Raw genomic sequence first — 13,913 nt, forward strand, 5'->3', positions numbered from 1 at the left:
ATGGGGGACGTTTCGCTTGGCTCTAATTACGTTGGCCATCCGGGGCTTACTGGATCAACAAATAGCGTTGCGTACAGGCGGGCTTTATTGGGCCACTGTCGATCAGGCACCTGACGCTAAAATTCTGACACGCCAATTCATCGAGGCACTCCCGCTTCAAAGCCCTGCGACGTTAATTTCCTGCGCCAATACCCCGCAAAGCATCATCAGCGATCTCGCGCCTGACCGCGGCCCGACCAAACTCAAGTTATTCGAGATTGCGCAAAACGAGGTCGAGCAGGCCCTGGCCACCTTGACCCGCGATTTGAACCGCGCCGCAATCAGCCCGGCGTGCCAGATTGTGTTGGTCGCGCCCGCCAGCAGTTGGGGCAACAAAATCTCTGCTCATCGCCTGGGTCAATGGCTCAAGCGCCTGCGTGCCTGGCTAATGGAGCGTCAGGCCACGTTATTGGTCGTCACCCATGGCGACGCGCTGGCGCTGCACACTGAACTGTTGCAGTTCAACGAAACCCTGTCCGGCCTTAGCCGCCTGTATCGGCACAACGGAGAGATCCGTTATCAACTGCATTTTTGGCATAACCCGTTAGGGGTCAGTGCCGGGCAAGAATTCAAGCTGTCCGTGGACAGTCAGTGCTTCACGCTGATTCCGCAGACCACGGTCGATACCCAGCCTCGCGTGGCGGACGATCAGCATGTCTACCTGGCAGAGCGCGCTGTGCTCGAAGGTTCACCCTCGCTGTCCAGGCACTGGTACTTGTTTGAAAGCCGCCAGGCTTTACTGGAAGAAGCGCAATCCGCGCGTGCCGCCACCGTTATCGTGGCGATCGACAACAGCCACCAACTGCTGGAGCTGGCGCAACAACTGCACGACCTGCGGGAAAAGTGCGGCCCTGAGCTCAAGATCGTGGTGCGCGAAATGGAACCGGCTGTGCGTTATCGCGACGAGCGCCTGCTACTGGCCTGCGGCGCCAACCTGATTGTGCCGGAAGGCACCGTGTTGTCGCGTTTTTTGAGCATGATCGAAAGTGTTCAGGGTCAGCGCTGGCAATACAGCCAAAACAGTGACTTCGAAACGTTGCTGGAGCGCCAGCGTCCGCCACAGGTCCGCGGCTTGGTCAGCCCCCGCGTGTTCTATGAAACCGTGGAGCAGATCTACACCGACAGCTCGGGGGAAGTCACCCATCAACTGATCAAGTTTGTGCCGGTGCCAGGCCTGGCCCCCGAACTCTTTTTGAATCAAATGTGCCTGCGCCGATTCGGTGACATTGCCTGCCTGCTCAACGGTGAACTGTACCTGTTCCTGTTCGCCTGCCGCGCCGATGGGCTGGACCCGGCGCTGGGCAATATTTGCCGGTTGCCCTGGCGAGACCTGTTCAATCAGCGGCACGTGCTGTCCGGCATGACCGACTTGCCTGAAGAACCCTTCCTTCACAGCACCGAGTTACCCGAGGGCTTATCGATCCCCACTGAGCATGCCGTGGTGGCGGCGCCGGTGGCACTCAGTCATCCCCCGTTGGTTGCCCAACGCATCACGTTGCCCCTGAGCGAGCCTGCGCCATGACCTTTCTTGAGTTATTGGAAGTCATTCTTCTGACCAGTGTGGTCACGGTGGTACTGACCCTGTTGTCGCGGCGCTTTCGGCTGCGTCTGAAAATCTACTTTGAGCAGTACCTTCGTCCCCGCTACCTGAAATCGCGCGGCGTACGACGCCGTGAACCTGCCCGTTCGTCATCGAGAGCGCCTGATGAGTCTGTTTAAGTCATCCCCTGCCCCCGCCAGTATTTCCGGAAAGTGGAAAGGACTTGGGCTCTGGAACCTCTATTTCCTGGCCAAGTTTCTGTTGGCCTGGACGGGCCACCTTAACCTGCAGGTGATGCCTAACCTGATCTTCGCGCTGGTGTTACTGATACCCCTCGCGCACCCGCTGCTGCATCGGGTGCGTACGCTGATCGCCATTCCGGTGGCGGTGGCGTTGCTGTATCAGGACACCTGGTTTCCGCCCTTTAGCCGCTTGCTGGCGCAACCCGGCGTGCTCGATTTCTCGGTGGACTACATCGTTGAACTGCTTGGGCGTTTCATCGACTGGCAAGTCTGCGCCCTGCTGCTGTTGATCATCGGCTACGCGTTCCTCAACCAGTGGCTGCGCCTGACCACCTTCACCCTGCTCGGGTTGTGCTGGTTGAGTGTTGGCAACGTACAAGCGTTGTTGCCGCAAACCCAGCAAACCACTGACACACCGGTGGCCAGCGCTTCGCCGGGCGTAGCCGCGCCTGCGGTGGTCAGCAGCGAGCCGGACGACGCCACGCTTAACGCTTACCTGGAAAAGTTCTACCAGACCGAAGCTCAGCGCAAAGTCGAATTCACCAAGCCTGCTGTCGAGCCGCCACCGTTTGACCTGCTGGTGCTGAACATTTGCTCGCTGGCGTGGGACGACCTGGATGAGGTGGGCATGCGCAACAACCCGCTGCTCAACCAGATGGACGTGATTTTCGACAACTTCAACTCGGCCACCGCCTACAGCGGCCCTGCGGCGATTCGTTTGCTGCGCGCCAGCTGCGGCCAGGTGTCCCATACCCAGCTGTATAAAGCCACACCCGACCAGTGCCTGCTCTTCGAGGACCTGCGCAAGCTGGGTTTCACCAATGAGCTGATGCTCAACCACACCGGGGAGTTCGACGGCTTCTTGCAAGAAGTCCGCGATCAGGGTCATTTACCGGCGCCTGCCTTGGGTGCCTCGCCGGGCGTGCCCCGCGCTTACGTGAGCTTCGATGGCTCGCCGATCTGGCGCGACCGCGATGTGCTGAGCAAATGGTGGAAACACCGACTGGAGCAAAACACGCCCCACGCCGCGCTGTTTTACAACACCACCACCTTGCACTACGGCAACCGTCTGGTCACCGCGGATGGTGGCACCCAGCGCGCGGATTACAGCAGCCGCGCACAAGTACTGCTTGATGACCTGGACGCCTTTATTAACGAGCTGAAGAAAAGCGGGCGCCGCGTGGTGGTCATGGTCGTGCCCGAACACGGCGCCGCCCTGCATGGCGACCGCATGCAGATCTCCGGCATGCGTGAAATCCCCAGTGATTCGATCACCCACGTGCCGGTGGGCATCAAGCTGATCAACATGGGCGACGATAACCAGACCTCGCCGGTGCACGTCACCCAGCCGAGCAGTTATCTGGCGATTGCCGAGATCATTGCCCGCCTGTACGCCGACCCTGCCCTGAGCGAAGGCCAGCGCATCGATTGGTCCAAGGTACTGGCCGATTTGCCGCAAACCGCAAAAGTGTCTGAAAACTCGGGGACAGTTGTACTCGATTACAACGGCAAGCCCTATGTGCGTATCAAGGAGAACGGCGGATGGCTGCCCTACCCACAGCGTTTCAAATAAGTGCCGATGTCCTCGCGCGCAACGAGCGTGCCGATGACATTGCCCGGCTCAAATCGATGATGGACTTGCCTGATCTGCGCTATGTGGACGTCTCTGCACACATGGAATTAATGCAGTCGCTGGAGCGCTGGCCATTGCTGGCCCATCTGGAAACGCAACGCAAGGCACAACCTGGCGTTGCGCCGCTCGATCTGCACAAGCGCGTGGAGCAAACACCATGATCGCCGCCAGCTTGCGCGGGATACGCGGCGGCGTAGGCACCAGCGCCACCCTCGCAGCCCTGGCCTATGCGCTGCATGCCATGGAGCAAAAGGTGCTGGTGGTGGACATGTGCCCGGAAAACACCCTCGGGCTGCATTTCAATCTGGACCTGACGCCCCCTGAAGGCTGGGCGCGCGCCACACTCGACCAGCAACCCTGGAACGCGTCTGCCTGGCAAGTCAGCGAAGGGCTGTGCGTGCTGCCCTACGGGCACGTGACAGCCACCGAACAGGTTGAGCTGGAGGCCTGGCTGCTGCAACACCCGCAGGCGTGGCGCCAGCGTCAAGCCGCGTTGGGTAACGCCTTCGACTGGGTGCTCTTCGACTTGCCGCAACGATTGCCGGGGCACGCCAGCAATCCGCAATGCGATTTTGCATTCAGCGTCCTCAACCCGGATGCCGCCTGTCATGTGCTGCTGCACACCCACCCCAAGGACAGCACGTGGTTGCTGGTCAACCACTTTGACCCCGGCAGTCAATTACAGCGCGACCTGACCCTGATCTGGCAAAACCATCACCCCGCTTCATTGGTGCCCATCAACCTGCACAGCGATGAAGCCATGGCCGAAGCGTTGGCCTGCCGTGAACCGGTGGGCCGCTACGCGCCCGGCAGCTTGATCGCGCAAGACATCATCAGCTTCGCCAGTTGGTGTCTGGTGCGCGGGCGGAGGCTGGAATGATCGGTCAATGGTTTCCCTACACACGCCTGCGCCGTGATGAGAACTGCACGCGTGTGACCGCGTTGCTCTTGGCCGTGCTGCAAGCGCTGGGCTGGATATTCCTGCGCCTGGAATCACCCAACTGGCAAACCTTGCAGGCTCAGCACAAACGCTTGTACCCGCACCTGGCCAATAAGCGCCCGTCCATCGGCGATCCGTTGCGGTATGCGATTCAAACCGTGTGGCTGCTGTTCGTGCGCCCGATTGACGAAAGCCATGTGCGCCGTCAGCGCGCGCGACGTCGCTTCAGGACGCGCCTTTTCAACCTGCTCAGGATTGTGCAACGGCCGTGGAACGCTCTGTCCGATGCGTTTGCGCGCCTGCCCACGACTTTCAGCCCCCAACTGGATGAAGGGTCGCGCAAATGGGGCGCCATTCGCTGGAATACCCGCAAGGTGCTGTACATCGCTATCGGTATCGTGGCCTCGGTGCTGATTCTGATCTGCGTGACCGAGCCGTTCGATTACCTGGCCCAACTGGTGTTCGTGATCCTGCTGTGGGGCATCGCCATGCTGGTGCGGCGGATGCCGGGGCGCTTTCCGACCCTGCTGCTGATCGTGCTGTCGATCATCGTTTCCTGCCGTTACCTGTGGTGGCGTTACACCTCCACCCTGAACTGGAACGATGGACTGGACTTGACCTGCGGCCTGATCTTGCTGGCGGCTGAAACCTACACGTGGCTGATTTTGATCCTGGGCTATGTGCAAACGTCCTGGCCGCTCAACCGCAAGCCCGCGCCGCTGCCAGCGGACACCCGCGAGTGGCCGGTAGTGGATCTGATGATCCCGACCTACAACGAAGAATTGTCGATCACCCGAGGCACGGTGTACGCAGCCATGGGCATCGACTGGCCCCGGGACAAACTGCGCATTCATCTGCTCGACGACGGCAATCGGCCCGAATTCAAAGCGTTTGCTGAAGAAGTGGGCATCCACTACATCGCCCGCGCCGACAATCGCCACGCCAAAGCCGGTAACTTGAACCATGCGCTGACGCTGACCGATGGCGAACTGGTAGCGATTTTTGACTGCGACCACATGCCTGCGCGCTCCTTCATGCAATTGACGGTCGGTTGGTTTCTGGCCGACCCCAAACTGGCGCTGGTCCAGACCCCGCACCACTTCCTGTCGCCAGACCCGTTCGAGCGCAACCTCGGCACCTTCCGCAACCGTCCCAATGAAGGGGAGTTGTTTTACGGGTTGATTCAGGACGGCAACGACATGTGGAACGCAGCGTTCTTCTGCGGCTCCTGTGCGATTTTGCGGCGTTCGGCGCTCGAAGAAATCGGCGGTTTTGCCGTCGAAACCGTGACCGAAGACGCCCACACGGCGCTGCGCCTGCACCGCAGGGGCTGGAACTCGGCCTACTTGCGCATCCCGCAAGCGGCCGGTCTGGCCACAGAAAGCCTGTCGGCGCATATCGGCCAGCGCATTCGCTGGGCGCGTGGCATGGTGCAGATCTTCCGCACCGACAACCCGCTGCTGGGCAAGGGCTTAAGCCTGTTCCAGCGCATCTGCTATGCCAACGCCATGATGCACTTTTTGTTGGGGCTGCCACGGCTGGTGTTCCTGACCGCGCCGCTGGCGTTTCTGTTGCTGCACGCCTACATCATCTATGCCCCGGCGTTGATGATCTTGCTGTACGTGTTGCCGCACATGATTCACGCCAGCCTGACCAACTCGCGGATGCAAGGCGCCTATCGCCAGACCTTCTGGGGCGAGGTCTACGAAACGGTATTGGCCTGGTACATCGCACGCCCGACCACCGTCGCCCTGTTCAGCCCGTCACGGGGCAAGTTCAACGTCACGGCCAAGGGCGGGATCATGGAAGAAAACCAGTTCGACTGGCACACCGCGCGGCCTTATCTGGTGCTCTCGGCGCTGAACATCCTGGGCCTGGGGTTTGCGGTGTGGCGGCTGTTCACCGGGCCCACGGACGAAATCCTCACCATCATCGTCAGTGTGCTGTGGGTGATTTACAACCTGCTGATTATCGGGGCCGCCGTGGCCGTGGCCGCTGAAGTGCGCCAGGTTCGCCAGACCCACCGGGTACAGACCCGTTTGCCGGGCGCTATCCAGTTGAACGACGGTCACAGCTACCCCTGCCAATTGGTGGATTACTCCGATGGCGGCGCCGGGTTGCAACTCAACGGCCCGCTGCAATTGCCGGTGGGCACGCCGGTGTCGCTGATCGTGCAGCGTGGCAACCGGGAATTCATGTTCCCCGCCACCCTGACCCGCTCCAGCGGACTGTTCATGGGCGTGAGCCTTGCCACCCTGACGCCCCAGCAACGGGTGGAATTTGTGCAATGCACCTTTGGCCGGGCAGACGCCTGGCTTGATCACAACAGCGAATTCGAAGCTGACCGGCCGGTGCAGAGCCTGCGAGAGATTCTGACCCTCGGCGTGAAAGGCTATTACCGCCTTTACCAATACCTGCCGGCGTGGGTACGTCACATTGCACGACCGTTCATGCGAATTCTTCAGTGGCTGGGCAGCTTTTTGCCGCGCATGCCCAAAGCAACCACCCCTCTTAACTCCCGGCCAGTGAGTACATCATGAGTCGTCTATCCAAAAAGAATCTGTTGGCCAGCCTCGCGCTGATGACATTCACTTCACAGCTGGTCGCCGCCCAATTGGCCTTGCCCACGCCCCCTACCGCCGCTTCGGCCGTGGTGCAAACCAGCGACCCGGCAACGCAGACCCTGCCGAGCTGGACGGTCACGCGCACGTTCGAGCAACTGGGGCGCACCAGTGACACGTTGCTGCTGGGGATCAACAGCTCCGAGCAGGTGGAGTTCAGCCTGCGCCGCGACCGGATCGCCACGGATGCGCGCCTGCAACTGCAATACACGCCTTCACCGTCGTTGATCCCGACCATTTCCCATTTGCGGATCTACCTCAACGATGTGCTGGCGGGCGTTGTGCCCATCGAAAAAGACCAGCTGGGGCGTCAAACCACCCAGCAAGTCGCCCTGGACCCGCGCCTGATTGCCGACTTTAACCGCCTGCGCCTGGAGTTCGTGGGGCACTACACCGACATCTGCGAAGACCCGGCCAACAACACGCTGTGGATCAACATCAGCCGGGCCAGCGAGATCACGCTGCAAGAGCAGGCGCTGAGCCTGAAAAACGACCTGGCGTTCTTCCCGCTGCCGTTTTTTGACCCGCGCAACTCCAACAAACTGGTGTTGCCGTTCGTGTTCGCCGACAACCCGACCCTCGGTGAGCAAAAGGCCGCCGCCATTCTGGCCTCGTACTTCGGCAGTCAGTCCAACTGGCGCGGCGCCGAATTCCCGGTGTTGTTCAACACCCTGCCCAGCGTGCAGAGCAAGGAAGCCACTCAACCGTCCATCGTGTTCGCCACCAACGATCACCGCCCTGCGTTCCTCAGCGATCTGGAGAAATACCCGGCGGTGCAAGCACCCGTGGTGCAATTGATCGACCACCCGGACGCGCCTTACAGCAAAGTCCTGCTGGTCATGGGCCGCAACGAAGAAGACCTCGCCACCGCGGCCAAGGCCTTGGCACTGGGCGGGCAACTGCTGCGCGGGCAACGGGCAACCATCGACAAGGTCCAGACGCTGCAACCGCGCAAACCGTACGATGCCCCGGCCTGGATGCGCACCGACCGCCCGGTGCGTTTCGCCGAACTGATTACCTACCCGCAACAGCTGCAAGTCAGTGGCCTGCAACCGCGCCCCATCACCCTGGACGTGAACCTGCCGCCTGACCTGTTCGTGTGGCGTAACCAGGGCATTCCGCTGCGCACGCAATACCGCTACACCGCACCGTCGGCCAACGATGATTCGCGCCTGAACATCAGCCTCAATGATCAGTTCATCACCAGCCTGCCGTTGCTGGCCAAAGGCACCAGCAGCCTGGAAGAACTGCGCCTGGCGGTGCTGGCCAACGATTCGGCCAACGCCACTGACAAGCTGATTGTGCCTTCATTGAAAATCGGTGACCGCAACCGCCTGCGTTTCGATTTCAACTTCGCCAGCACCGTCGGCAGCGCCCAGCGTGACCGTTGCCAGACGATCTTGCCCGCCGACACCCAGGCGATCATTGACGAAGACTCCACCATCGACCTGTCCGGCTACCACCACTACATCAACATGCCGGACCTCCAGGCATTCGCGCGCAGCGGCTTCCCGTTCAGCCGCATGGCCGACATGTCCGAGTCGATCGTCGTGGTGCCCAAGCAAACCACCCCGACCCTGGTCAGCACGCTGCTTGAATCGGTGGCAAGCATTTCGGCGCGCACGGGCTACCCGGCGTTTGCCCTGCGCTTGAGTGATGACTGGAACAGCGCCTCCAAAGAAGACGCCGACCTGTTGCTGCTGGGCCAATTGGCCCCTGAGCTGCGCGACAACCCTGATATGAACCTGCTGTTGCAACGCCAGCACGACATGCTGGTGCAGCCTTACAACAACAGCGGCATCAAGGAAAGCAACCGCCGTGGCCCCAACGATGTCGACAACAACCAACCGGCCAATCGCGTTGAAGTCAGCGCCCAGGCGCCGATTGCCGCCATCATGGGCATGCAGTCACCGCACCATAACCAGCGCAGCATCGTGGCGCTGCTGGGCAATGACGACGCCGATTACAGCCTGATCCGTGAAACCCTGGGCGATTCAGGCAAGCTCAACGCGGTCGCTGGTTCTGTCGCGCTGATCCGCAACAGCGGCGTTTACAGCCAGTTGGTGGGTGACACCTATTACGTCGGCAGCCTGCCGTGGTGGCTGTTGCTGTGGTATCAGCTGTCCGAACACCCCGTGTTGCTGGCCGCGCTGGCCGTCATCAGCATCCTGCTGACCGCGTTCCTGCTGTGGCGTGCCTTGCGCTGGGCATCGGATCGTCGCCTGCACAAGGATGAATAAGGCATGAAAGCACTGGCGGCTGTGGTCATGACCTTGTCCCTCGGATTGCCCGCTGCAGCGAGCGCGGCCAGCTGTGCCTGGCCCGCCTGGGACAGTTACAAGGCGGCGATGATGAGTGCTGACGGGCGCATCATCGATCGCTCGTCCAAGAAACTGATCACCACCTCGGAGGGGCAAAGTTACGGGTTGTTTTTCGCCCTGTTGGCCAACGACAAACCCTCCTTTGAGCGCATCCTCGACTGGACCCGCAACAACCTGGCCGCAGGCGACCTGCAAGCCAACCTGCCCGCCTGGTTATGGGGGCGTTCGAAGGCGGGCAAGTGGCAAGTGCTGGACAGCAACAACGCCACCGACTCGGACCTGTGGATCGCCTACACCCTGCTTGAAGCCGGTCGCCTGTGGAATGAACCGGCCTACAGCGCGCTGGGGCAAAACATGCTCTGGCGCAGTGCCGCGCAAACCGTACGCAAGCTGCCCAAGCTGGGGCTGATGATGTTGCCCGGCGACGTGGGGTTCGATACCCCTGATGGCTGGCGGCTCAACCCCAGTTACACGCCGCCGCAGTTGATGGCGCGGTTTGCCCAGCTGTCGCCGGTGTGGGCCGAGTTGGCCACCAATCAGCAGCGTTTACTGGTTGAGGGCTCCCCCAAGGGGTTCGCCCCTGACTGGCTGGTCTGGAAGGCCGCCAGTGGCTGGGCACCGGACCCACAAAACGGCAGCGCCGGTGACTACGACGCGATACGGGTGTACCTATGGGTCGGCATGCTGGCCGACGATGCCCCCGGGCGCCAGACCTTGCAGCAACATTTCGCGCCCATGGTCACGCTCACCCAAACCCAGGGCTATCCTCCCGAAACAGTGGATGCCGTGACCGGCAAATACAGCGGTAAAGGGCCTGCGGGGTTTTCCGCTGCACTGCTGCCGTTGCTGGCCAGCGCTGATTCTCCTGCCTACGCCGTACAAAAACAGCGTTTGCAGCAGGAGCCCCTTGCCGCCGATGCGTATTACAACCAGTCACTGGCCTTGTTTGGCCAGGGTTGGGATGAACAGCGCTACCGCTTCGACAAACACGGACAGTTATTACCGGCCTGGACTGACGCATGCGAACAATAAAAACATGGGCATTTTTGCTCAGTGGCCTGTCCACCGCCGTCATGGCACAACCCACCAGCGTTCAGGACCAGCAGCAATGGTTGCTGGAACAAGTGCGCATCGGCGAAGCCATGTACCGCGAAGACCTGGTACGTGATTCTTTGGCGCGTCTGGAGCTGATTGCCCCGGATAACCCGCAGGCATTGGTGGCGTCGATTCGTCAGGCGCTGCTGGAGAAAAAACCGGACGTGGCGCGTGAGCGGCTCGCGCACCTGCAACAGGTCGCGCCCGACTCCGCCGCCCTGCGACAAGCGCAAAGCCTGATGAAGCTGCAAGACCCGCAGAACCAGAAGGCGCTGCAAGAAGCGCGCTTGCTGGCCGCTGCCGGACGTCCTGAAGAGTCCAGCGCGGTATTTGAACGCCTGTTTGGCGATGCGCCCCCGGATTTCGCCACCGCGCTCGAATACCTGCGCATTCGCAGCAATATCCCCGGCCAGCGGCCCAAGGTGATTGACCAACTGCGCACCCTGGACAGCCAGTACCCCGGTAACGCCGGTCTGCGCCAGACCCTGGTTGATCTGCTGTTCAGGGAAAACCGTCCCGCTGAAGCCCTGGCGGTGCTCAATCAACTCGCCAGCGACCCGCAAGCCAGCAATGCGGCAGCGGACCGCGAGTTCGAGTACCTGAAAAGCTTGCCGGTCGAAAGCAAAACCGTGCAGGCCTGGCAGGCATTTTTGAAGCGCTACCCGGCTTCACCGAATGCCGTGGCAGCCAACAACCTCTTGCTCACGCAACAACGTCTGTTGGCCGACCCGGCCTGGGTGGCGGGTGCGCAAGGCAAGCAGATGATCGAACAACAGCGTTCACCGGTGGTGGCAGAAGGCTTGTTGCGCAGGGCCATCAGCCGTTACCCCGAAGATCCGAGCCTGTATGGCGCGCTGGGCTTGGCGCTGCTGCGCCAGAGCCGTTATGAAGAGGCCAATGCCACCTTTGTCAAAGCGCGCAGCAAAGAGCAAGACACGTCATACATGAGCCAGTGGCAAGACCTGATGGACGCCAGCCACTATTTGATGCTGCTCAGTCAGGGCGACAAGGCGCTGGATCGCAAAGACTACCCCACCGCGCGCCGCGCATTTGAACAAGCGCGTAAAGCCAGACCCCGGGATGCCGATGCCTTGATCGGGCTGGCCGCGGTCGCCCGTGGTGAGCTCAATGACATTCAGGCTGAAGCGCTGCTGCTCCAAGCGCGCAAACTTGAACCCGGTAACGGCAGCGCCATTCGGGCGCTGGTGCGGTTGTACAGCGCGCAATCCCCGGACAAGGCCAAGGCTTTTCTCAACAGCCTGCCCGCCTCCAGCCAGCAGGAATTCGCCGGGTTGCGTCGCGGCTTTGAGCTCGATGAGCTGAACCAAAAAGCCGATGCGGCCACTGCCCGCCAAGACTGGCCAAGCGTGGTGGCCCTCTTAAGCAAAATCCGTACCCTGACCCCGGACGAGCCGTGGCTCACCTACCGGCTGGCCAACGCGCAACGGGAGATCAACCAGCCCGGTGCGGCGGACGACAGCTTCAAGCAACTGATGCGCCGCCAGGGGCAAAACCCCGAAGCGTTGTATGCCTATGGGTTGTACCTGTCGAGCACAGACCGTGATGCCAGCGCACTGAAGGTGCTGGAACAGCTGCCGCGCGAGCGCTGGAGTGATCCGATGCGCGAACTGGGCACCCGGCTGCAACGCAACCTATTGGTGGCCCGCGCGCAGAGCCTGCGCGACGCAGGTCAGGAACCTGAAGCCATCGCGCTGCTGATGCAACAGCCTGATACCGACGACCTGCTGACCGTGGCGCGTTGGGCCAGCGAGCGTGGCGACTACCACCAGGCCGGCACCCTCTACAACCAGGTGCTGCAACAAGATCCGAACAATGCAAGCGCACGCTTGGGCCAAATCGAATCACTGATCAGTGCCGGTCAGCTGCCTGCGGCACGCCAGCAACTGACCCAATTCAAACCGGTCGCGGGTACCGAGTTGAGTGCGTCCGAACAGCGGCGCCTGGCCAATGCCTGGTCGCAAGTGGGCGAGCCGGAAAAAGCCAGCGCCCTGTTCACCGAGCTGCTCAAAAATCCGCAGGCAGAGCCCGTGGTCTACCGCGACGCGGCGCGCCTGATCTCGACGAAAGAGCCACAACAGGCCCTGGACTACTACGCCAAAGGCATGGCGGGCGCCGGGTTAATAACCCCCGAGCAAGCCAGCCCCCGCGACGACCGCGCCATGACCCTGGCCAGTCGGGCCAAGGACAATGACGAATGGCTGCCCAGCAGCCTGCGCAGTGACGTCGATGAGCTTTACCAACGTCAGAACCCGACCGTGCACCTGTACACCGACTACGGCTGGCGCTCCGACGATGCCTCCAAAGGCACGTCCGATACCGACACCCAAACCACCATCCTGCAACTCGATTTGCCGGTGGTGGATGGCACGGGTTGGCTGCGGGCCGAACAACTGGACATGGATGCAGGCAAGTTCACGACCGATGATGACGGTCTGGTGCGTGAAGACTACGGCACCTGCTCCGTCGGCGTGGTCGCCAAAGGCACTTCTGAACCTGTGTTCTCGGGTTGCGAAAACCACTCGCAATCGGCGCGCGGGACGACGCTGGCCACCGGCTGGAAAAATGAAACTTGGGAAATTGACGTGGGCCGCACGCCGGACACCTTCAAAGTGCCCAACTGGCTGGGCGGCGTGTCGTACAGCAACAAGATTGGACAGGTGGGCTATACGCTGACCGGTTCGCGTCGGCCCCTGAGCAACTCGATTCTGTCCTACAGCGGCGCGACCGACCGCAACACCGGCGTGACCTGGGGTGGCGTGACCTCCAACGGCGTAACACTGGGGCTCAGCCACGATGAAGGCGGCGTGGACGGGGTCTGGGCCAGCCTGGGGCAACACTGGCTGCGCGGCAAAAACGTGGCCGACAATCACAAAAGCACCGCCATGGCCGGTTATTACTACCGGTTGCGTGACAGCGCCGATGAACGCATGCGCACCGGCCTGACCCTGATGTACTGGAGTTACGATCAGGATTTGAGCGAATACACCCTGGGTCAGGGTGGGTATTACAGCCCGCAGCAGTACTACTCGATTGGCGTGCCGCTCAACTATGCCTTCCGCACCGCCAACTGGTCGGTGTCGCTGGAAACCTCGGTCAGTTGGTCGCACTCCAAGACCGACGGCAATGACCTCTACCCGCTCCACGGTTTGAACTCCAAACTGTTGAGTGCGCTGGATCAGGCGGGCTATGAACTGGCCGAGCCACTGGGCAAGACCTCTTCCAGTACCAGCAACGGGATTGGCTACAAGGTGCAGGGGCTGGTGGAGCGCCGGTTGAGTGACAACCTGGTGTTGGGGGCAGGCGTGCTTTACCAGCACAGCGACGATTACGCGCCGAGCCGCGCGTTGATGTACCTGCGTTATACCTTCGACCCGTGGCAAGGCAACCTGCCTCTTCCGGTGGAACCGCTGATTCCTTACGCGGACTTCAGGTAAAAAAACGCGCCGCCTGCCCCGGCGATG

The 13,913-nt window shown here is 61.4% G+C and carries 9 protein-coding genes; all 9 read left to right on the forward strand.

All coding sequences use genetic code 11. The features are described 5' to 3' along the window. The first annotated feature begins 16 nt into the window (after positions 1-16). The 9 genes from bcsE to bcsC are packed head-to-tail and all read left to right on the forward strand — an operon-like array spanning position 17 to position 13,886. Positions 17-1,561, forward strand: a complete 1,545-nt coding sequence (bcsE, locus tag V6F78_RS04280) for a cellulose biosynthesis protein BcsE (RefSeq protein WP_332726688.1) — start codon at positions 17-19, stop codon at positions 1,559-1,561. Next, positions 1,558-1,758, forward strand: a complete 201-nt coding sequence (gene bcsF, locus V6F78_RS04285; RefSeq protein WP_047276774.1) for a cellulose biosynthesis protein BcsF — start codon at positions 1,558-1,560, stop codon at positions 1,756-1,758. Before bcsE ends, bcsF begins: the two co-directional genes overlap by 4 nt. After that, positions 1,745-3,394, forward strand: coding sequence for a cellulose biosynthesis protein BcsG (gene bcsG / locus V6F78_RS04290; protein ID WP_047293312.1), 1,650 nt, complete (start codon positions 1,745-1,747; stop codon positions 3,392-3,394). The genes bcsF and bcsG overlap by 14 nt, the downstream gene beginning before the upstream one ends. Next, positions 3,364-3,615, forward strand: a complete 252-nt coding sequence (bcsR, locus tag V6F78_RS04295) for a cellulose biosynthesis protein BcsR (RefSeq protein ID WP_047293308.1) — start codon at positions 3,364-3,366, stop codon at positions 3,613-3,615. Before bcsG ends, bcsR begins: the two co-directional genes overlap by 31 nt. After that, complete coding sequence (bcsQ, locus tag V6F78_RS04300; protein ID WP_047293306.1) at positions 3,612-4,334, forward strand: cellulose biosynthesis protein BcsQ; 723 nt, start codon at positions 3,612-3,614, stop codon at positions 4,332-4,334. Before bcsR ends, bcsQ begins: the two co-directional genes overlap by 4 nt. Then, positions 4,331-6,934 (forward strand): UDP-forming cellulose synthase catalytic subunit, encoded by a 2,604-nt coding sequence (gene bcsA, locus V6F78_RS04305; RefSeq protein WP_332726689.1) that lies wholly within the window; start codon positions 4,331-4,333, stop codon positions 6,932-6,934. The genes bcsQ and bcsA overlap by 4 nt, the downstream gene beginning before the upstream one ends. Next, complete coding sequence (gene bcsB / locus V6F78_RS04310; protein ID WP_332726690.1) at positions 6,931-9,255, forward strand: cellulose biosynthesis cyclic di-GMP-binding regulatory protein BcsB; 2,325 nt, start codon at positions 6,931-6,933, stop codon at positions 9,253-9,255. Before bcsA ends, bcsB begins: the two co-directional genes overlap by 4 nt. A 3-nt stretch (positions 9,256-9,258) precedes the next feature. Beyond that, complete coding sequence (bcsZ, locus tag V6F78_RS04315; RefSeq protein WP_314399639.1) at positions 9,259-10,368, forward strand: cellulose synthase complex periplasmic endoglucanase BcsZ; 1,110 nt, start codon at positions 9,259-9,261, stop codon at positions 10,366-10,368. After that, positions 10,356-13,886 carry a cellulose synthase complex outer membrane protein BcsC gene (bcsC, locus tag V6F78_RS04320; RefSeq protein WP_332726691.1) on the forward strand — a complete coding sequence of 1,177 codons (3,531 nt, stop codon included), beginning with the start codon at positions 10,356-10,358 and terminating at the stop codon, positions 13,884-13,886. The genes bcsZ and bcsC overlap by 13 nt, the downstream gene beginning before the upstream one ends. Positions 13,887-13,913 lie beyond the last annotated feature (27 nt).

This window comes from Pseudomonas sp. ESBL9 (genome assembly GCF_036668715.1).
Classification (GTDB): domain Bacteria; phylum Pseudomonadota; class Gammaproteobacteria; order Pseudomonadales; family Pseudomonadaceae; genus Aquipseudomonas; species Aquipseudomonas lundensis.

Bases quoted from the DNA above. Each gene is read 5' to 3' on its own strand.
- bcsB (WP_332726690.1), top strand. From the start codon at position 6,931: ATGAGTCGTCTATCCAAAAAGAATCTGTTGGCCAGCCTCGCGCTGATG.
- bcsQ (WP_047293306.1), top strand. From the start codon at position 3,612: ATGATCGCCGCCAGCTTGCGCGGGATACGCGGCGGCGTAGGCACCAGC.
- bcsR (WP_047293308.1), top strand. From the start codon at position 3,364: ATGGCTGCCCTACCCACAGCGTTTCAAATAAGTGCCGATGTCCTCGCG.
- bcsF (WP_047276774.1), top strand. From the start codon at position 1,558: ATGACCTTTCTTGAGTTATTGGAAGTCATTCTTCTGACCAGTGTGGTC.
- bcsZ (WP_314399639.1), top strand. From the start codon at position 9,259: ATGAAAGCACTGGCGGCTGTGGTCATGACCTTGTCCCTCGGATTGCCC.
- bcsA (WP_332726689.1), top strand. From the start codon at position 4,331: ATGATCGGTCAATGGTTTCCCTACACACGCCTGCGCCGTGATGAGAAC.
- bcsC (WP_332726691.1), top strand. From the start codon at position 10,356: ATGCGAACAATAAAAACATGGGCATTTTTGCTCAGTGGCCTGTCCACC.
- bcsG (WP_047293312.1), top strand. From the start codon at position 1,745: ATGAGTCTGTTTAAGTCATCCCCTGCCCCCGCCAGTATTTCCGGAAAG.